This is a genomic window from Hyphomicrobium sp. LHD-15 (assembly GCF_031157355.1).
Lineage (GTDB): Bacteria > Pseudomonadota > Alphaproteobacteria > Rhizobiales > Hyphomicrobiaceae > Hyphomicrobium_C.
In genome coordinates this window covers 1,203,829-1,222,920 of sequence record NZ_JAVIFT010000001.1, presented here as the reverse complement: position 1 = coordinate 1,222,920, position 19,092 = coordinate 1,203,829, and the positions used below count along the sequence as shown (strand labels likewise).

The 19,092-nt window shown below is 58.0% G+C and carries 13 protein-coding genes and 1 tRNA gene; 7 read left to right on the top strand and 7 right to left on the bottom strand.

Annotated features, from left to right (window positions below; translation table 11 throughout):
• Positions 1 to 23: 23 nt before the first annotated feature.
• Positions 24 to 2,192 carry an EAL domain-containing protein gene (locus RCO24_RS05465; RefSeq protein ID WP_308960460.1) on the bottom strand — a complete coding sequence of 723 codons (2,169 nt, stop codon included), beginning with the start codon at positions 2,190 to 2,192 and terminating at the stop codon, positions 24 to 26.
• 274 nt (positions 2,193 to 2,466) lie between these two features.
• On the opposite strand from RCO24_RS05465, the gene RCO24_RS05460 reads away from it, so the two are divergent.
• The 3 genes from RCO24_RS05460 to RCO24_RS05450 all read left to right on the top strand — a co-directional run bounded on the left by RCO24_RS05460 (position 2,467) and on the right by RCO24_RS05450 (position 4,067).
• Positions 2,467 to 3,045 carry a thioredoxin family protein gene (locus tag RCO24_RS05460; RefSeq protein WP_308960458.1) on the top strand — a complete coding sequence of 193 codons (579 nt, stop codon included), beginning with the start codon at positions 2,467 to 2,469 and terminating at the stop codon, positions 3,043 to 3,045.
• A 36-nt stretch (positions 3,046 to 3,081) separates the two neighbouring features.
• Entirely contained in the window at positions 3,082 to 3,828 is a 747-nt protein-coding gene (locus RCO24_RS05455) for a ceramidase domain-containing protein (protein ID WP_308960456.1), read from the top strand.
• 152 nt (positions 3,829 to 3,980) lie between these two features.
• Positions 3,981 to 4,067: transfer RNA gene (locus RCO24_RS05450), tRNA-Leu, on the top strand.
• 252 nt (positions 4,068 to 4,319) lie between these two features.
• Here RCO24_RS05450 and RCO24_RS05445 read toward each other — a convergent pair.
• On the bottom strand, positions 4,320 to 5,267 hold the full coding sequence (locus RCO24_RS05445; protein ID WP_308960454.1) for a hypothetical protein: 948 nt from the start codon (positions 5,265 to 5,267) through the stop codon (positions 4,320 to 4,322).
• 512 nt (positions 5,268 to 5,779) lie between these two features.
• On the opposite strand from RCO24_RS05445, the gene RCO24_RS05440 reads away from it, so the two are divergent.
• Positions 5,780 to 6,334 carry a very short patch repair endonuclease gene (locus RCO24_RS05440; RefSeq protein WP_308960452.1) on the top strand — a complete coding sequence of 185 codons (555 nt, stop codon included), beginning with the start codon at positions 5,780 to 5,782 and terminating at the stop codon, positions 6,332 to 6,334.
• A 22-nt stretch (positions 6,335 to 6,356) separates the two neighbouring features.
• Here RCO24_RS05440 and RCO24_RS05435 read toward each other — a convergent pair whose 3' ends face one another.
• The 5 genes from RCO24_RS05435 to RCO24_RS05415 form a co-directional block, all read right to left on the bottom strand.
• Entirely contained in the window at positions 6,357 to 9,299 is a 2,943-nt protein-coding gene (locus RCO24_RS05435; protein ID WP_308960451.1) for a Z1 domain-containing protein, read from the bottom strand.
• Positions 9,292 to 10,284, bottom strand: a complete 993-nt coding sequence (locus RCO24_RS05430) for a PD-(D/E)XK motif protein (RefSeq protein WP_308960450.1) — start codon at positions 10,282 to 10,284, stop codon at positions 9,292 to 9,294. The genes RCO24_RS05435 and RCO24_RS05430 overlap by 8 nt, the downstream gene beginning before the upstream one ends.
• Positions 10,281 to 11,717 (bottom strand): ATP-binding protein, encoded by a 1,437-nt coding sequence (locus tag RCO24_RS05425; RefSeq protein ID WP_308960448.1) that lies wholly within the window; start codon positions 11,715 to 11,717, stop codon positions 10,281 to 10,283. Before RCO24_RS05425 ends, RCO24_RS05430 begins: the two co-directional genes overlap by 4 nt.
• A 205-nt stretch (positions 11,718 to 11,922) precedes the next feature.
• The gene (locus RCO24_RS05420; protein ID WP_308960446.1) at positions 11,923 to 13,032 is read right to left on the bottom strand and encodes a DNA cytosine methyltransferase; all 1,110 of its coding nucleotides are present in this window, start codon (positions 13,030 to 13,032) and stop codon (positions 11,923 to 11,925) included.
• A 104-nt stretch (positions 13,033 to 13,136) separates the two neighbouring features.
• Positions 13,137 to 14,027: a DUF3883 domain-containing protein gene (locus RCO24_RS05415; protein ID WP_308960445.1), complete on the bottom strand. Its 891-nt coding sequence runs from the start codon at positions 14,025 to 14,027 to the stop codon at positions 13,137 to 13,139.
• A gap of 523 nt (positions 14,028 to 14,550) precedes the next feature.
• Between RCO24_RS05415 and RCO24_RS05410 the strand changes: the two genes are divergently transcribed.
• Genes RCO24_RS05410 through RCO24_RS05400 form a run of 3 tightly spaced genes read left to right on the top strand, consistent with a single transcriptional unit; the run spans position 14,551 to position 19,091 of the window.
• The gene (locus RCO24_RS05410) at positions 14,551 to 16,539 is read left to right on the top strand and encodes a hypothetical protein (protein ID WP_308960443.1); all 1,989 of its coding nucleotides are present in this window, start codon (positions 14,551 to 14,553) and stop codon (positions 16,537 to 16,539) included.
• Positions 16,540 to 16,566: 27 nt separating this feature from the next.
• Entirely contained in the window at positions 16,567 to 17,505 is a 939-nt protein-coding gene (locus RCO24_RS05405) for an OmpA family protein (protein ID WP_308960441.1), read from the top strand.
• Positions 17,502 to 19,091, top strand: a complete 1,590-nt coding sequence (locus tag RCO24_RS05400) for an EH signature domain-containing protein (RefSeq protein WP_308960439.1) — start codon at positions 17,502 to 17,504, stop codon at positions 19,089 to 19,091. The genes RCO24_RS05405 and RCO24_RS05400 overlap by 4 nt, the downstream gene beginning before the upstream one ends.
• Position 19,092: the final 1 nt, after the last annotated feature.

Genomic DNA, 19,092 nt, shown 5'->3' with positions numbered 1-19,092 from the left:
GATCCGTTAGAGCTGGAACGGTGCTAAGCGACGGCCGAGCCGATGTCGCGCTCTCTGGGCGGGATCTTCTTGCTGCCGAACAGCTCGACCAGGCCGAGCGCGGAGACCGGGGGCGAGAGCAGATAGCCCTGCAGATTGTTGCAGCCGACGCGCGAAAGAAATTCCTGCTGGTCTCCGGTTTCCACACCCTCCGCCGTGACCGCGACGCCAACCGCATGCGCCATCGTCACGATGGCCTGCACGATCGAGCACGACTGCGCGGAATCCCCGAGATGGCGTACGAACGACTTGTCGATCTTGATCCGGTCCACCTCGAGCCGCATCAGATAGCTGAGCGAGGAGTAGCCCGTTCCGAAATCGTCGAGCGCGATCTTGATGCCGGCTTCCCGCAGCACCTTGAGACCCCTCGTCGAGGAGTCCGAGCCATCGAGCAGCGTGCTTTCTGTGATCTCGATTTCGAGGCGGTTGGGCGATAAGCCGGATTCGTTCAGGATCGCGAATACGCGCTCCGCGAAATCCTTTTGCCGGAACTGGGTCGGTGACACGTTGACGGCCACTGTTCCCACATCCCACGTTCGCGCGGTCGTGCAGGCTTGGCGCAGAACCCAATCACCGAGCCTGTCGATGAGGCCGCACTCCTCGGCGAGCGCGATGAAGACGATCGGCGAAATGGCGCCGAGCCGTGGATGATGCCATCGGGCCAGCGCTTCGACGCTGGAAATCCCCGCAAGGTCGGCCGAATAGATCGGCTGATAGACGATCTCGAGCTGGCCGGGTGCATCGAGCGCGTCGCGAAGCTCGCATTCCAGCGTTCGGCGCTGCTGCACGTCCGCGCTCATCTCCTCGGTGAAGAATTGGAAGCGCTGGGTGCCGTTCTTTTTCGCCTGATAAAGCGCGATGTCGGCCTTCCGCGCCAGCTCGCTGCGATCCACGCCGGCCTCCGGCGCCATCGCGACACCGATGCTGATGCCGACCATTGCCGAATTTCCGAGAATATCGAACGGCCGCGAAACGGCAGAGACGATATCGAGGCAGAGCTCTTCCACCTCGGTACGATCCGCAACGTCGTGCATGATGATCGCGAACTCGTCGCCTCCCATGCGCGCGAGCGCGTCGCCTGGGCGGAGGGTAATGTTGAGATTGGCGGCAAGCTCGCGGATCAGGGCGTCGCCCGCCGCATGGCCGAGCGTGTCGTTGACCTGCTTGAAGCGATCCAGGTCCAGGAACATGAGCGCAATCTGCCCATGCCCCTTCTTCACATCGGTGAGCGCCTCGTCCAGGCGGTCGTTGAGAAATGCGCGATTTGGGAGCCCGGTCAGTGCATCGTGCAACGCGAGGTGACGGGCCTGGGCTTCGCTGGTGACGAGTTCGGTGTAGGTCCTGCGCAAGCCCTGGATGAGGAACGTGATCGCCAATCCGATGAAGAACAGGCCGATCGCGAGCACCGGCAGAACGTCGGAAAGGATTTTGGCGCCCGGCAGTCTCGGCTTCCAGACGAACCGGCCGATGGTTTCTCCGGCATCGTTCTTGAACGTATAGGACTGCTCATCGGGGGCGATGTCGTTTGTGCGCGTAAAGCGCACGCCGTTGAGAACGTAGGCATCCGACATTTCGGTCAGAAAGCTTGCATCGAGAAAGCGCACGCTCGCGATCAGGCTTTCGGTTCCGCGCTCCTGGGAAACCGCCCCGCTATGCGGAACCAGCGCCATGACGCTGACCAGCGCAGGCCGTCCTTCGACGAACCCGAGATCGTGCGTGCGGGGGATATGTTTTTTTGCACCCACCAAGGGCTGCGTTGTCGCGATCTGTTGCCTGAGCGATGTCGCGAGAGCGCCAACCAAACCGTCGGGTTTGCCGCCTTCACCGACGAAGGTCTCCTTTCCATCGGCCATGGCATAGAGCACACGGTTCTGCGCGTTGAGAATATAAACGCGGTCGTGCTTGAAATAGTCGTACATCCAGACGCCGAGATTGACGTCGACCCATTCGCGGTTGAACACATCGCGCGTGTTCACGACCGCCTCGTCCCAGTCCGCCACGCTTTCCTGATCGGTTGAAATTTTCTGCAGGCGGCTCGTAAGTGCGTCGGAGACGAGCTGCAGACGCCATTCCTTCGTCACTTCATCGCTGCGCGAAGCCGACCACAGCACGACGCCGGTGACGAGGATGGCGGTCAGGATAAGTGTTAGCACGCTGCCAAGCGCGAGCGCGCGCAAAGGATGCGCGTTCCGCAGCTCGCCGGTAGCGTTTGACCGCCGTAGGGCACCGATGAGAAACGAGGGGCCCACAGAGGGACACTCCTGCAAATCTATGAAATTAATCTCGCGAGATTAGACGCCGAACTTTAAGATTTTCGGGATTTTCCTGGTTAAGCAACGGTGAAGAGCTGGCTCTGCTTCGAGGATCCGGCCTTGCTTTAGCCGCCGGGAAGCGGGAAAAGATCCCGCAAGATCAGGAGCCGAACCCATGTCAGCCGAAATCACGCCAGCCGAAACCATGCCGATGAGATCCCGCTCCGCCTGTTGGTCGGCTGCCTGGGCGCGAACGTCCGCAACGGTCGGCCTCGCGTTGCTTTCGGCCTTTCTGCTTCTCCCCGGCCGTGTGGTTGCCGGTCAGCCGAACATGGCCGAGCTCTGGAACGGCGCCGAGATCGCTTGGCAGGAGGTCGGTCCCGGCATTCGTGAATCGACCCGCACCGGCAAGCCGGTCATCATGCTGTTCCACGCCTCCTGGTGCACCTCGTGCAAGCGCTACCGCCAGGTTTGGAAAGACCCTGGCGTCGTTGCGGCCTCCAAGGATTTCGTGATGATCCTGGTGGACGTCGACAAGGATCCCGACGCCAACGGCGCGTTCTCGCCCGATGGCACCTATGTCCCGCGCACGATCTTCTACAATGCCGAAGGCGACGTGATGGCGGAGATGCACGGCAAAGACCCCGCGTACCCGCACACCATCGATCTCGACGATCCGACCGAGCTGCGCACGCTGATGCAAAAAGCCGGAAGCAAAAGATCTGAGCGGCCCGACGATCGCGCCGAAAACTGATCGCGTTGCTCGAACCGCAATCTGGGCACGGGTGGCATGTCCCTCACCGAGAAGATCTTCATCTACTGCGAGCGCGGGCAAGACCCGTCGTTTTGGGCCGAGCCGTTCAATGCGGTGAGCAATGCCGCCTTCATTATCGCCGCGCTTGTGGCGTCGCGTGACTACTTCGCGGCACCACCCGAGCGCCGGAGTATCGCGACCGCCGCACTGGTTGCGTTGACGTTCGTGATCGGCATCGGAAGCTTTCTTTTCCACACCTATGCAACGCGATGGGCGTCGCTGGCCGATCAGATCCCGATCGCCGTGTTCATGCTCGCCTACCTTGCGTTCGTCCTCCGCCGCTATCTCGGCCAAAATTGGCTCGTGGTGCTGATCGGGCTGGCGGTGTTCTTTGCGTGCCTGCGCTACGCCGCCACGATCAGTTGCGAACAGGGTGCACTGTTGCCGATCACGGCGCGGGCGGGCGCCCGTTGCCTGAACGGCACCGCGGCCTACTCGCCGGCCTGGTTCGCGCTGGCCTTCTCGGCCATGCTTTTGGCCGCGCTCCGCCATCCGGCTTGGCGCCTGCTCGCGCTCGCTTCGGTGGTATTTCTGGTCTCCATGACCTTCCGCACCCTGGATCTGGAGCTGTGCGAGCTGACGACCCTCGGCGGTCACCTGCGTGGAACCCACACCGCGTGGCATGTCCTCAATGCCGTGACGCTCTATGTGCTGCTGCGCGCCGCGATCCTCTATGGCGCACCGCAACAACGGGTTGGCGATGCGGCCCGTGCGGCAGGATGAGCGGCCTGGAGAGCCGAGGGCATGCGCTGCCGCCCGGTCAGCCGGCCGAGGGGTGCGCGCGCGGCCGTTGATGGGGCCGGGACGGCCTTGAGCTTCCGGGCCTGCCAGCGCATAAAGGCGCGCCCGAACCCCGGGCGGAACGGGCAGGGCATGCGGACGTGGTGGAATCGGTAGACACACAGGACTTAAAATCCTGAGACGGCAACGTCGTGTGGGTTCGAGTCCCACCGTCCGCACCAATAAAATCAATAAGTTACTAGGTCGACGGCGTTCAGTATTGAACGGTGTTTTGAGTCCTAGCAACCAACTAGCAACCACTTCTGGAACGATTTCTGCGGGTCTGGCAGCAATGGGCATAGGTCGCGTGGCAGTAGTCTTCGGCAAGTGAAGAGCAGATGGGATGCTAAGCGGTGAAGTGGCCACTTGTGCATTTGATCGTTGCCAACTCACACTTGGACAAGCCAATGCATGAGCCCTGTCGGCACGTCGCCTTATGCAAACCGGGCAAGCATTTGTGTCACGCCATTTCCACCGCCCGGAATGATCCAAACATCAGGCAAGGCGCACACGTCGTACTTGCGGCACTCATCGACGACCCAGCCGAAGCCCTTATCGGCCGTTACGAAGACATCGCACTCGGGCAGGTATTGTGCCAACTGGGTATCCGCTGGATTACCGTCCGTTGTCTTGCGAAAGGCCTGAAGAAAACTTACTGCCCACCACAACCACTGCAGCGGCAGGCGATCGCGTTCGCAATCGTATAGCCAAAATCTGAGCCAATCAGGGCCGTGGACGTCAACTCTATCGAGGTCGACGAAACAGCGAATCCAATCCCAATAAGGGCCGTGCGCTAGGGACAGCGCATAGGTGATTGCTGCCATTGATTCAGGCCGCCAGGCTTCAATCTTATCACCATCCCAGCCTTCACGCGGTGCAGGGAAAGCTCCCTCCCATTTATCGAGATGTGCTGTTTTCGTCAGCCCTTGTGCGAGAAAATCCTTTCGGCGACCGTAAGCTTGCGCGCGAGCACCGTTGAGCGTTGGTAAATCTGCATGCTTGAGGACGTCTGCGAATTCGTCCGGTTGCTCTGTCAGCCGCCTCCAGAACCCATTTTTTGCCTTCCAGTCGCGAAACAGCGGCTGGAGCCTATGTTTATCGGTCTTCGGCAGCATCCATTGCGGGCGGCACCGCGCGAGTTCATCCACAATCTCAAGGCTCGACGTGTATGCCTCGGGCATCAGCCGCTTCCACTCTGGCGAACATATTGCTCGGATGAGTGCCAGACGAACTTCCCGATCTCCTGTCGCTGCGAACTCAAACGCTGTCGCTGGGGGCACCACAACAGTCAGCTTTCGACGTCTGCATAACTGCTGCACAACCGTGATGGCTTCATCATCCACTAGATAGCGCCAGATATTCGTGTCGAAGATGACCTTCACAAATCAGCCCCGCGTATGCATGGCTGAACAGCCATGCGACATGCCGGTGTCCTGCAACTTGATTGATGGCAAAGTGTGCGGAAGTTCACAGGATCACCACGTGTCGATTTTGAAAAATAAGTGCGAAAACCGTACGTAGTGACACATTATCAGATAACGGAGTTAGGTTTCCATTCGGTGCTATATATCACGCTCTCATCCTGGCTTCTTCGGGTCGGCATGACCGCTCCTTCCTGTTCACACGACGCTTATTGGGCGGAAAGAGCGCCACTAAGGGATCCATCCAACAGTTTCCAGGCTGCATCGACCCGGCATGGTCTAGAGAAGCAAAGTTCATCGTCCGTCAGCGAGGCGCTTTGCTCAAAATCGAAATTGAGATGCCGCGACTGCGAGGTTCCCCATTCTTTTTGCCCACGGCCGAACATCGGCAACATGCCGTTGATTGTTCGCGCAGCACGTAACTTGAAAACTTCCGTTTTGGGCCGGACAATAGCTCCGGCCCCACGAAGGCCGTGCGCGTCTACGAGATAACCGATAATCCGGAAGTCGTGCGCAGACTGCTGGGGCACGAGTCACTGTCGGCCACGTCCGCGTACTTGGATATCGACAAGGTCAAGGCGATATCGGTTAGACCCGTTAGTCCACAGGGAGGCTCAGTCCAAGACGTGGATCGGCTCACCAAAGGGCAGAGATCGGAACTTATGTCGCGCATTCGCGGCAAAGATACTAGGCCCGAATTGCTTGTTCGAAGGCTGGCTCATTCGCTCGGTTATCGGTATCGGTTGCACGGGTCGAAGCTACCCGGTCGGCCGGACCTGGTTTTCGCGTCGCGGCGTAAGATAATTTTGGTGCACGGCTGCTTTTGGCACGGGCATACGTGCAAACGGGGCGCGCCTCCCGCGACGAATAGGGGCTTCTGGACCGCAAAACTGAAAAGAAACCAAGCACGCGATCTGCGCAACATTCGTTCCTTGCGACAGGACGGTTGGCGTGTGCTGGTCTTATGGGAATGCGATATGGCCGATCCCGCAAAACTTAGGCGGCGGCTTCGAACATTCTTAGATTAAGCCTAGGCAAACGCACGCCTGACTAATTCGCCGGCACGATCGGCTCATTGGCCAGATCGCTGTTCTTGGCTCTGAACTGAACGACCTCGTTTGCTGATGACCTGAGATGCGATGGAGCAATCCACGCTACGCCGAGAACAATGTCCTTGGGTTCCGGTTTGGCGGGCAATTCCGCGGGATTCGGAGCCATGGGGTACACGAGTACCGCACCTTTATCCGGAGATTTACGTGAACTAAGAACCGTATCGCCATAATCGGCGAGGCTGCCTGCCAAAAACTGCGCGGCGGGACGATGCTTTCGATCGGTAGGCTCGCCCCATAGCTTGTTCGACGGCGGTTTCGGTCCACGCTCGACGATAACACGCTCGCCAACATCGGGCAGGTCGCGCCGGTTCTTCGCTACGCCCGTTTGCGGAACGATTACGGTCCAGTTGCGGACCACTCCCGATATCTCGTGCAGGAAAGCCTTGTCCGGAGCGTAGTAGTCGGTGGTGATCCACTTTATTCCGTCGATAGCTCTCAGAAACTTGTCCGTGTCGACTTCGCCGATCCAGGCATCAAACTGGGTTGCCGTCACATTGGGCAAGGTAGGGACTAGCAGTTGCACCTTCTCAGAGGCTGCCGCTAGAAGCGGAAGTACCGCTCGGTAGTTATGTTCCTTCAGATCGTCGGCCACCGGGTACCCGGTCGGGATAACTAGTGATCCTGCCGAGCGCCTTACGACCAGCTCCGCGTTGAACATCTTGTTCTTCGCTGCTGGCTTCAGCCATGGCAGATGCTGGGACACCAACGGAGGTATGTCCTTGGGCGTAATTTGAGGGCGGCCGTCAACCATCTCGGCATACTGCCGGAGTTGGTCTCGGAACGCCTCTTCGTCCCGCACGATCGCGTCAAACGCCTCATAAAGATCGACCGTTTTAATACCGTCGGGCTCTGCCCTGCCGATGTACAGTCTTACCAGGTCTTCGTACCCATTACGGAAACCAAACCAGCGACCCATTTGCATAAGGGTGTCGGCCTGTTTGGTCTTTCGACGATAGTAGGAAACGGTTAGCCCTTCGACTGTGAACCCCCTACTGAGCTTGGTGCCGCCTACAAGAATCCTCCATACTTGGCGCTTATCGAAGTCGACGTCTTCCGACGCCATCTCCTTGTCCCCGTTGACGACGAGCACTGGATCCGTGTGACTAGTAATCCTGCTGATTGCACCTGCGATGTGTGGTTTCAGATCGTCGAAGTGCGAAGGGAAAGTGTAATTGCCTGCCCGCGCTCTGCACACCGGTAGGAAATCGCCATCGTACAGCTTTCTTAGTCGGGCCAATCCGCTTGTGCTGCTGTACCCGGCAGATTTCCAAAGATCGCGAATCTGTTTCGCTAGTTCGGCATGCTCCTGCTGCTGAACCGAGGCATGAACGAGCATCGTATGGTGACGATAAGTTTCGCCATCGGTCTTCTCGCGATAAAGCTTGAGGGCACCGGCCAGCACGTAGGCATCCAGGCTTTCCTGAAGCTTCTTGTCCCAGTCCTCCCCATCGCGCAGATCGCGGACAAAGGCAGCCTCGTTCGAGTTGGAAACGGTCCTATCGTCGGGATCGACTTCGTTGCCGATATCGTGAAAGTTCTTCACCCCCATGTAGCCAACAGGCCGACTTAAGCTGATGAGAAAGTCTCTGGGGAATATGTCGAATGCGTCGCCCGGATCGATGAACACATTAGCGAAGGGGGTCGCGGTGTAGCCTACATATTGCGCGCGCGGGAGCAGGGTAAGCAGGTCCGAGATACTCTTATTGATGGCGGTTCGCTCTTCGCTGCCCGGAAGTTGTCCCTTCCACTTGCTCGGGTTGGACGTATTGACCGATGCTTGGTCGGATTCATCGTCGATGATGAGCGCGGGGATTTCGTGCCTTGGAGTCTTGATGCTCTTCAAGTCCTTTACGAACTTCTTGAGGACCGCCTTGTTTTTCTTGACCACCACGATGCGTGCTGAGCTTGAAGGAAGATTGGCCGGATCGACTAATGCCTTAGACTTATCTGACTTCTCGAATTCAAGTGCCACAATGCCCGCTCGCAGGCTCTTGTAATCGAAGTTGCGACTTGTAAGGCGGATGATGTCGGGAAAGTTGCGGGTTGACGGCAGGAAGCCAAACTCGACGAATCGAGACCAATCGGGGTCGTCCTGGTAGTCTGCGTGGGCAACGGTCTCGGGATCGTTCGGATCGACGCCGCGCAGAATGTTCTCCTTGCCAAGTAACTCCATGTCCAAGCGGCGTTGCGTTTGTTTCCGAAGTACATCGATCGTGCCAGTGAGAATGACGATCAGCCTGTAGCCGGCATCTACGGCCTTTGCGACCACCCCCGTAAAGTTGGCCGTTTTTCCGCTTTGAACGTATCCGACCACGAGGCCCTTCGCTTGACGCGCCTCTAACCTGTATGGATCGGTCAAACGCTCGACGACCTTGGTCGTGGCTTCGTCAAGACCGGCTAATGCGTCCGCCGACCATCCTTTTCCAGCAAGTAGCTTAATGTAGCCGGGCCAATAGAAGGCATTCTTTTCACTTCGCTCCGCCGTATACCAGGGTTCGAACTTATCGCTAATGACAACCGGAGTATCGGTCTCAAGCGGAAACAGGTCGTTGAACTGGTCAACGATTGTTTGGTGTGTGAGAAGACCTAGTCGATCGTAGATGGCTTGCCTGCGAGCACTCGACCTAGCCGGCGTGTCCGAAGCCCATTCAGCACCTTCGGGACTGATATCCCAACGTGAGACTGCCATGTGCAGTCGCTTACGCAGATCGTCGTTGAGAGACGCCGTGTTCAGGTATGCGCTAAGTGCAGTAAGCCCAACGTCGGTCTTTGCATCGCGCTCCGACCCTTCAAGCATTGCACGCGGCAGCAGTGGCTTCGGCCCGCCGGCTTCCATTGCACCTAGGGCGGCCGAATAGGCCGCAATGAGGACATCAGACAAATTCACCCCCCGCACAGAAATTCGTTAGCTCGCGGGGGAACTCCGATGCTCCGGGAAGCCCCTCCAAGTCGATTTGATATCGGATTTGGCTAACACGTTCGTGCGCCAGCCCTGCGCTCTCAAACCGACTCGGGGTCAACGCAGGGAACCCATCGTCGATCTGGAATAAACGAGGCAATGACCTGAGACGATACCGTCGGCCGTACAGCGCAGCGGAGTCGTCTCGCCAATTCAGAAGTGCAAGCTTTTGGTCGAGTTCCCGCAGCAGCGCGGGATCTGCCAAAAGGGACCGTGTTTGGGCTACGAGTTCCGCCAGAGAAGTTCCGGACGATCCGGCTGCCGTCAACTGAACGGATAGAAGCCAGAGTTTTCTCCCTACGGTCGGTTCCAACTGGCGGAAACCGTTGACCCAGTGAGCACGTTCCTCGGCGGTCGTGCACTTCACTTCGACATCGTCGAAATGAAGCGTGAAGTCGTGTTCTTCGGCTTCAGGTCCACGCCAAGACGCAAGGACTTCCGAAGCCGGCATTGTGCTCAGCAAAGAGCAGACCAGTAATACTTCGCCGTAAAGTCCAATCTCCTGCTCGTGGCTAAGTCTGCCTTTTCCGGACAGCAATTCGCGTAATGAGCCAAGAGCGTCGACCACTGCGCCTCCGAAATTCATAGCTCGGAGTTGAATACGGTCGGCAATCGAACAAAATATCGGATACGCGTCCTTGATAATCTCTCCATCCAGGCGAAGCTCACACCATTGACCGTCGTTCCAATAAACCGACGAAGCCGATATGCGATCGTAACCGGAGAGGTCGGGTATCGATTGCTTCCCAAGCGGTGTTCTCAAGGTGAGCCTGGGAAGGTTGGGATCGAACGAGATGTAGACGACCGGCTCACCGTCGATCTTTAGCGCAGAAGGTGCGCCAGCAGCCAAATACTCGGAGAAGCCGTCGATGCTCAGGTGTCGTTGTGGCTCATCTTGACGGCTCATTTCGACTCCGCGCGTGCTGCAGCCGTCAGGATAGACTGCCACATGGCCAAATTGTCTTTTCGCTTGGCGCCTAGAAACGCACCATGGAAGCTCTCTTCGGCCAGAAGATAGATGAGCGCTTTGACCAACGGGGCATCGTTGAGGCTGGAATCGCGTCCCCCGATGATCGCCGAGCGGTACCGGCGATTCAGTCTGATCAACGAATCCTCGCGATCGAGCTCAAAAAACGTATCGTCGCCCAGGTCGACCCAACGAACGTCCAAGGCCTCCCCCGGTAGAAATTCGTACTCGTCGTCGATGGCCGATCTGACCGCCTCGGCAAATCCCTTGCCCGGTCGCCGAACCTTCGGTCGTTCCCGCTTGCGTTTTTGACTGTCTCGGTAGGCCGATCGCGCGTGATCAAGGTATTGCAAGAAGGTGGTTTTCCCGTCGGTTGCGGACTGGACCACGGCACCGAATTCGGAAGAAGCTTCGACGCGCGTCTTCTCGGCGTTCATCGTAAAAAGGGCTGATTGCGTGTCGTCGATATCGATGGCGACCCTTGCGAGCTGAAGCTCTCTTTCCGGAAGGACAGCGCCGTTCCAGGAGCCGCGCTGAAGTAGCCGGCCGTTCCGATAGATGAAGAAGCCTTGGAACGGTTCAGCCTTCTCGCCCGACAATTTAAAGTTCGCGTGGTTCGAACGACCAGGCCAGATACAGCAGTTCAGCTCGATAGGTCGATCCCGCCAAGTCGATCTCAAGACCTTCGGATAGTCTCCTCGACACGAGCGAATGTATCCAAACGGATCGATAGGATCGACTGAGAAGGGCAATCCGACCTCGCCAGCGGCGACGTCCTCGACATCAACAGCGATCTCCACTTTCTTGGCCGCGAGCAGACGATGATAGACGAGCCCCAGATGGTGCCGAAGCTTAGTCAAGTAACTGTCGATAAATCGGTCTAAGGCTTTGGCGTCGGCGATAGCGGCAAAGCTCTTTACCTCGGTCCACAGCACGATGGTACCACTGGACGGCGTTAGATGTCTCCAATCACGATCGAGCAGCGAAGTTGCGAAGCCGCTTCCTACTACGTCGCATTCGAAGCCCTTGGATGCAGCGTCGATCAACCAGCGCCTTCCGACGGCGGGTTGGTTGGCAGCTCTCGATACGACAGTAAGCTTCCGAGCCTGACCGAGAGACGCGGCCTTTAAGCCGATACCGAAGTGTCCAAGATCGTCTTCGTCGTAATTCCGATCGCCGCCCACAGTCATGGCGCGGTCGATGGTCTTGTCATCCATCCCGTGGCCGTCGTCGACGATGCAGATGCTGCGTAGGCTCGCTGAGTCACGGATAAACCGGATCAGCACCTTCCTCGCACCGGCATCCAACGAGTTGTCTACGATGTCCGCGACGGCCGACTCAAACGAATGGTTTAAGCCGATAGCCTTCATCATCCGAGGGTCCGGAGGAAGTGTCCTCTTTCCCGCTATCGGAATGTCGACGGACCAAATGGCCCCTTGATCTGCGGTGGCGGTCGGTTGGGCTAACGCTTCAACGGCTTCGTCATCATGGCTGGGCCGGGAAGAGGACCCAGCACCGGTGAGGTGCTGGAAGCCAAATCTCGATCGCCAGCCCACCATAACTTCCCCCGCTCTTTCGTCATGTCTCTAGATTGCGCAAATAGCAGCTAATAAGACCGCGAAGAGACTTGGCGTGATGAGCTGCAAACGCCGGCGGGAAAGCGTTACCGATCATCTGAGCGGCGGGATAACGCCCCTTTGAGAGATCAAAACGATAATTGACCGGGAACCCTTGAAGCATGGCAGCTTCGCGCAGCGTTATCGCCCGGTCCTGCTCAGGATGGAGGAAACGGCCTTTCGACGGATTGATGCAGCCACCCGTAATGGTCGGCGAAGGTTTGTCCCAACTCATCCGTCCATAAATGTCTTTGAACCCGTTGCATTTGCGGTGGCACGGCAGCTGCGCATCTTCGCCCAGCTCCCTGCGACTGCCTCCGTCTTTGGGAATCCTGCGAATGATATCCATGACGTGAGGTGCACGGTCGGCAGGATGATTGTGTGCGGGATCGGTCGTTACCTGTGGCGCCGGGAGATTCGCTATCGCAGAGCGCACTGAACGCTTGCGCTTAGCGGGCGCTGCGAACTCAGGCCTGGTCCCACGTGCGGCCAGAAGGATCATCCTACGGCGGCGCTGTGGAACGCCGAAGTCGGCGGCATCGAAGACGTCGATGCAGGACTTGTATCCCATGGCCGACAAAAAGCCTCGGAACTTCGCCAGACGTTCGTCGCCCGCCAGACCAGGCACATTTTCCACCATCACAGATTTCGGCTTGAAGACCTTGATGAAGCGTGAAAACTGAAACACAAGGTCGTTCATCGGCTCGGAAATCTTCTTGCCGCCGTTAAGCGTTCTGAGCGTTGAGAAGCCCTGGCAAGGCGGGCAGCCTGCGAGTAGGCCTAACTCACCCTCTTTGAGACCGAGTTCGACCATTAGTTCGGCAGGATCGATGTCCTGGATATCCTTTTCCAGCAGCAGCGTGGCGCGATGATTCGCCCGGTAGGTGGCACAAGCGAGGGCATCGGTGTCGACGGCAGCGACGACCGAAAACCCCGCGTTCTTCAAGCCCAGAGAAAGACCGCCACAACCGCAGAATAGGTCAATCGCTGACGGTCGCGCCGCCGATTTCAGCTTTGCAAACGAGCCTGCTTTCCGGGCTTTAGACGTTGAGGGACGTCGGCGTTGAGTCATGGATGCATGCAACCGCGGTGTGGCAGAATCCCATCGTGGACATGGGCAGCGAAGTCGGCCGTTCGGCCAATAATCTGTATTATGTCAGGAGTCGTAGTGACGTGTTAGTTCCAGGCTGCCCGATACGCAACCGGTTCTATGCTTATCTGGTCCGGCAGGGGAGGTTCAAGAATGAATATCTTGGGGTCGTTCGCGAATTGATGGACCCGGACCAACCGGAACTCCGTCGGCCGTTGTTCGGCAAGACTAAGCTCGTTTCGACTGATGTAGAATGGCGTACGGGCGGCACCGCAGGTCGTTTTGACCTCCAGCAATCTTTCATCGCCGTCGGGTTCGAACGACAGGATATCGAACCCGGCGCCGTCACCGTCGACATCTGCGACCCACCGGACTTTGTCCGCGAGCCTGCCGCAGCCAAGGGCGTTAAGACGTTGTCGCTCGAAGTTGAGGACAAACTCCTCCCCCGCCCTGCCGAGCTTTCGATTGTGCGCATCACGTGCAGCCGGATCGAACTTTCGAATAACCCGTTCGAAAACTGGACTAGTTGAGCCTATCCGGCGATCAGGCGGCGGCACCAGGACGTCCGCGGCATCAAAGGGATAACGGAAGTTGTCGAAGGGAGTGTTCTGTATCGGCAGATGTCGATCGAGATGAACCTCGACGGCTTCCAGCAAGGCGTTTTGATAGTTGGACCTGGGCTTATAGCCGGGAATCCAGGGGAGGCCGAGATCCTGCAGAACTGCACTGATGTTCTGGTGCTTAAACTCTATCGATCCCTCGCTCCTTTTGACTAGTTCAAGCAACGCTCTTCGGTGCTCGGCCTTCGAGTAGGCGCGACCCGCCAACTCCGCATCAAGCATCGAAAAATAGTCGGTGACGATGAGGATCAGTTCTCCCGTCGTCCAATCAAAATTTGGCGGTATCGTATCCACGGTAGGCAGCATGAGTCCTGTGTCGGGATTTGCAATCAGATGAGGAGGAACGCGGTCTGTCATGGTGCTTCTGCGGCGGCGAGACATTGTCATCGTTCTCGATGCCGATCACTGTCGTACCGTCGACCGCCGTTGCGAACGCGACGCAGCTTTCGGACAGGTCGTTCGATGCCTTAGTTGCGCCAGTGACCTTGCTAAGCGACTTCTTTTCGAATCGATTGTGCCCCCCCCGCTCATGTCGCGAGATTATGCGGGACACGGCGTACGAGCGAGCGGTACGGAGAGAAGCTCGCTTTCGAATGTGCAGTCCGTCGTGAGCAGGCAGGTCGATCTCCGCTGGCGAGGGCAATGCAGACATGCAGGTCGGTTTTCAGCAGGATGTGGCTCCGGCGGATTATAGGGCCGCAAACTCAGCGCTTTTTGTGGTTTCAGCTGATCGTAACATTCCGCACGCGAACACAGCCCGTGGATAACCCCTCGTTCAGGCCGTTACGAATCATTTAGCCGGTTAGTATTCAGCCTTCTGAATTTAGGTGTTAGTCGCCGTGCCACAATCGGAACTGCGGCACAAGGCTTGGATATCTTCATGCCAGAACTACTGCGCCACGCCGCAACCGCTGCGGTGGAAAATCCCGTGCTTGCGGGACTGCTGATGCTTGCGGTCCTCATGTTTCTGTTCGGCTTCATTGCGCCATGGGTGAACCTGCGTCGGAAACTTTCGGCGTTAGCACGCGAAATTCGCCAACTCCGCCAAACACGCGGCGATCCTAAGCGCCTTAAAGTCGGCGATGAGCGACTGGAGCATCTCTGGAGCGAGTATTGCGAAACCCTACATTTGCCGAGGGGCGCGTTAGATCCTCGGAGTGGCATCCACCGGGACGCGCCATTGCGCGCCACCGTGCCAGCAGAAGCATTTTTCAACGCTCAATCGGTCTATGAAGGGCGCATCCATACGGAGTTTTTCAAACACTTGCCCGGGCTTTTGACCGGCCTCGGCATCATCGCCACCTTTTTGGGGCTCATCAACGGTCTCGGCAATGCCACGCCGGGAGACGGAGGGCCACTAAAAACGAACTTGCTTATTGATTCGGTGAAGGAGGCTTTTCACGTCTCCGCCGCGGCGATCACCCTCGCGATGGTCGTCACATTCTTTGAAAAGCTCATCGTCGCGAGCTTACATCGCAGTGTTGAACACTTGTGTCAGGACATCGACGCCCTCTACGCCGCAGGCGCCAGCGAAGACTATCTCTCGCGCCTCGTGCACGCGTCAGAGGAATCCACCGCCCAAGCAAAAATTCTTAAGGACGCGCTTGTCGGGGATTTGAGCGCCATTCTTGAACGCCTTACAGAACGACAGATTGAGACGGCGGCCGAGCAGCACGCCCAGCTTCGGGACCAGTTCGTCAGTGCGATAGATCATGGATTGCGCGAGCCCTTCGGCGAAATTGCCGAAAGTCTCGGTCAATTTCGCAGCCGGCAAGGTGAACAGCTAAGCCAGGGTCTTCAGGACTCGATGGCCGCTTTTGCAGACAAACTGGATCAGATGCTGGGCGGCCAGGTTGGCCAGGCCAGAGCGTTGCAGGCACAGACGCTGCAAGTCCTCGAGTCGGCCGTCACATCCTTTCAATCCATGGCCCAGCAAGTGGGGAGCGCCGGTGAAAGCGCGACGGCTTCCATTTCAACCCAACTCAGCCGTACCCTCGAAGACTTGTCTGCACAGCAAGGCCAGATGAATGACACCATGCGTACCGTCGTTGACGAGTTGCGCAGCGTCGTCACCAAGACACAGGCAGATACGACATCGAACGTGCAGACGATGTTGCAGGAGATCGGAGCCCAGGTCGGCCAGGTCGTGCAGACGCTTCAGACCGAAACTAAGGCCTCGAGCCTTGCACATCAGGATAGCGTCTCGGCCATGGCGTCCCATACCAGGGAGTCAATAGCCGAGCTGACGACCAGTGTTCGTGCGCAAACGGAGGCTATCGAACACACTACTCTCGCGATGCGCGCCGCCGTCACGGATCTCGGAAGCGCGACCCATCGGAACATTGCGTTGATGGGCGAGGGTGCAGGCGAGATACGCAACGCCGCAGACCGCTTTATTTCCTCCGGTTCGGCTATGGCCGAGGTGTTGGACCGATCGCGCGTGCTGTCATCCGAGCTATCTCTGGCTGCCTCGACGCTCTCCCATTCATCGCAAGACGTGCAGACGGTGGTCAGTGACTATCGGGCCGCGCGCGAAACTTTCGCTGGCGTGGTGGACGGACTAAGGGGAACTGTGGAAACTGCAAAGCGCGAAGTCGCGATGACAAACGATATCGTCGCGCGAATGGAGGCCGCAGCCCAGAAGCTCATCTCCGCGCAAAACCAAGCGGACGTCTACCTTGATAAGGTAAATGACGTCCTTGCCGGCGCGCACGGGTCCTTCAATCAGCAGATGTTAAGCGCTCTGAGCAATGCGAACGCAGAATTCCACACTCATCTCTCCAAGTCGACACAACTCCTCGCCAGCGCGATCGACCACCTGCAAGACACCCTGAGCGATTTGCCTGAGCCTCCGAAGAGGGTCGCGTAGTCCGACATGCAAGGGCGCAGACACAGCTTGAAACGTGGCAACCGCGACGAAGCAGAGAAGCCATTCTGGATCTCGTTCGCTGATCTGATGACCGCACTGATGGTACTATTTTTGGTGTCGCTCACGAGCGCACTCGTGCAGGCTCAGAAAGACACCGAGCGGGCGACCCAGGCGGAAAAGCAAGCCAAGGAAGCTGAAGCGTCGGCCAAAAATGCTCACAAGGCGCTTGAGGCCGAAAAGCAGAAGTTGGCAGAAGCGCTGGCGGAACTCAAGCGGCGAGAAGAGGAACGCGACACACGTCGTGAGCAGCGGAATGCTGAGATTTCTGCTTGTCATGGCGAGCTCGAGCGCCTGATTGCCGACTTCAATGACAATGCTACTGGCGGCGTGCGCCTGGATCGAGCGCGCAATGTCATCGATTTCGGGTCTCGGGCGCAGTTTGGCTTCAACAGCAATGAGTTGAGCTACGAGCAGGCGCAGACACTACGCAACTTCACTCTGCAATTCCTATCCGTGCTTAGGAGGGATCGCGACATCTGCCAGTCTTGGCTCAAACGGGTCGTGGTCGAAGGTTTCACTGACAAAAAGGGTACGTATCTTCACAATCTGAATCTTAGTTTGAACCGCAGCCAGCGCGTGATGTGCGTTTTGCTGGCTGGAGAATATGCGGCTCCTTCGCGCGTCATGCCCACCGCGCAAACGGCGCAGGATCCCTTTGCGCCAAGCACCACAGGCTCAATCCGGCGCGAAACCTCCCCGTCTTTAGACCCGTTGCCACCTGACGAGCAGACACGCGTCGAACAGCTCTTTCTGGTCGGCGGCTACTCGTCGAACTCTCTCAAAGCCACGGACGAAGAAAGCCGCCGCATCGAACTTCGCATCGAATTCTACCAGGTTGATGAAGACAAAACTGTCACGGCCCCAGTGCCCAACCTGTCCGGGCGTTGCGGCATTGGAGGGCGATGATGAGTCCAATCTCTGCGCTCACATCGTCTCTGGCCAAGATCAATCATGAGCTTCTCGCCGCATGGGCATCGCCTACTGCAGAGGGCATGGCAAAGGCAACCGAGGCAATCGCACGGCGTTTCGGCTCCTCGTCACGCCGTTCGTCTAGTCTTTCGGGTGACCGCATGATTGAGGCCATACGGCGGGTTCGCGACCAGAACGGCGACGTCGACTTCAGAACGCTCCGCCGTGCCTGTTATGGAGTCACCCTACACTTGGCATCTGACGACTACCTCATCCTGGGTGACCACGCCTGCCTCAATATGCTCCTTGCCGCGGTCTCATCGCACTGTCAGCAGCCTCGCCGATTTCGCCGTCTCTACGAGGGCCTTCTCACCTCTTATCTCACCGCTGAGCGCACGGGCCGATGGTTCGGGACTCAGCTGGTTCGTGCAGGCAACGATCAGTTGCGCAAATTTCTCCAAGAAAATGTTGATCTAATCCAGTCTATCGAACCCTCCCCGGAATGGGTGGGGGCGCTTGCCGACTACGCCGGCGTTCTGGGAGCCGACCCCGGAGACCGCTTCGGTGCTGCGTGGATTGCAGGCGACAAAGCCCCGTTCCAGGATGCAATGCAGCGTCTGAGGCTTCCGGGGACGTCATGGCTTGCCGGGGAAACGATACGATCTGCACTTGAGATCGCGCTTAGCCTCGACCACCAGGCGTTTGCGACCCACATTCCCGCGTTTCTTGAGGCGGCGGTGGAGCCCCGCTTCCAACATCTGCGCGACGACATCTATGTCGATCTCATCAAGCGGTATGCCGCAATTCCGTCCCCGCCCGTTCACGCGCCGCTACGCGATGCACTGGTTTCGGCTTGGAAAAACCCATGGCTCGACCGCAATGATCCAGCATGGAGCCGAGCGGGGGCCGCTCGCTCGATGGTCGCTGGTTGGCTGAAGCTAGATCTCATCCATCAGTTTTTTGAGGTGCTGTCCGAGGATGGGCGGCAGGACAAAAGCCGCTTCGAATTCTGGCGCAAATATCATGATCGGATGGATGACGTATACTTTGCGCTCGGCAGCCGCACTTACTGGTCGACAAACCCCGACATTGAAAAGCTTCGCCGCTCGATGGACGGCCGCCTGCTCAATTTTACAGGAAGCGAATCTAGCAACAATGCTTTCATCATGTGCATGGGCGACATTGTCGTCGTCGAGTTCAGCAAGAAGGGTAACGCTGCCTATCGCTATAGGCGTTCAGATCTGCCTCTCCAGGACGCCAAGCAAGCTATTTCGGTTTCGCGACTGAAGCGCGAGCCTCCAGGCAAGCAAATGCGTCATGCGGGCAACAATGGCTACAGTTGGCAGGAGCTTTTTGCGCGCGTTCTTGGTGATCAGCGCGCGGCGTTTTCGGCAAAGCCACAGACCGGTGTTGCACTTCCCGATATCACCGACTTCGCCTTTGCTAACGCCATCGCCCTCGAAGATCACCGTTCCAAAGGTGGCAACCTTTGGCTCCGCATCGATGATGCGGATCCGGATATCGTCCGACAGCTTAGCCAATGGGGTTTCAACTACCGCGCCGGCCGCGGCTGGTGGAGGTGAT

Coding starts and splice junctions, on each gene's coding strand:
- RCO24_RS05460 (WP_308960458.1), top strand. CDS start 2,467: ATGTCAGCCGAAATCACGCCAGCCGAAACCATGCCGATGAGATCCCGC.
- RCO24_RS05455 (WP_308960456.1), top strand. CDS start 3,082: ATGTCCCTCACCGAGAAGATCTTCATCTACTGCGAGCGCGGGCAAGAC.
- RCO24_RS05430 (WP_308960450.1), bottom strand. CDS start 10,284: ATGAGCCGTCAAGATGAGCCACAACGACACCTGAGCATCGACGGCTTC.
- RCO24_RS05425 (WP_308960448.1), bottom strand. CDS start 11,717: ATGATGAAGGCTATCGGCTTAAACCATTCGTTTGAGTCGGCCGTCGCG.
- RCO24_RS05420 (WP_308960446.1), bottom strand. CDS start 13,032: ATGACTCAACGCCGACGTCCCTCAACGTCTAAAGCCCGGAAAGCAGGC.
- RCO24_RS05415 (WP_308960445.1), bottom strand. CDS start 14,027: ATGACAGACCGCGTTCCTCCTCATCTGATTGCAAATCCCGACACAGGA.
- RCO24_RS05410 (WP_308960443.1), top strand. CDS start 14,551: ATGCCAGAACTACTGCGCCACGCCGCAACCGCTGCGGTGGAAAATCCC.
- RCO24_RS05400 (WP_308960439.1), top strand. CDS start 17,502: ATGATGAGTCCAATCTCTGCGCTCACATCGTCTCTGGCCAAGATCAAT.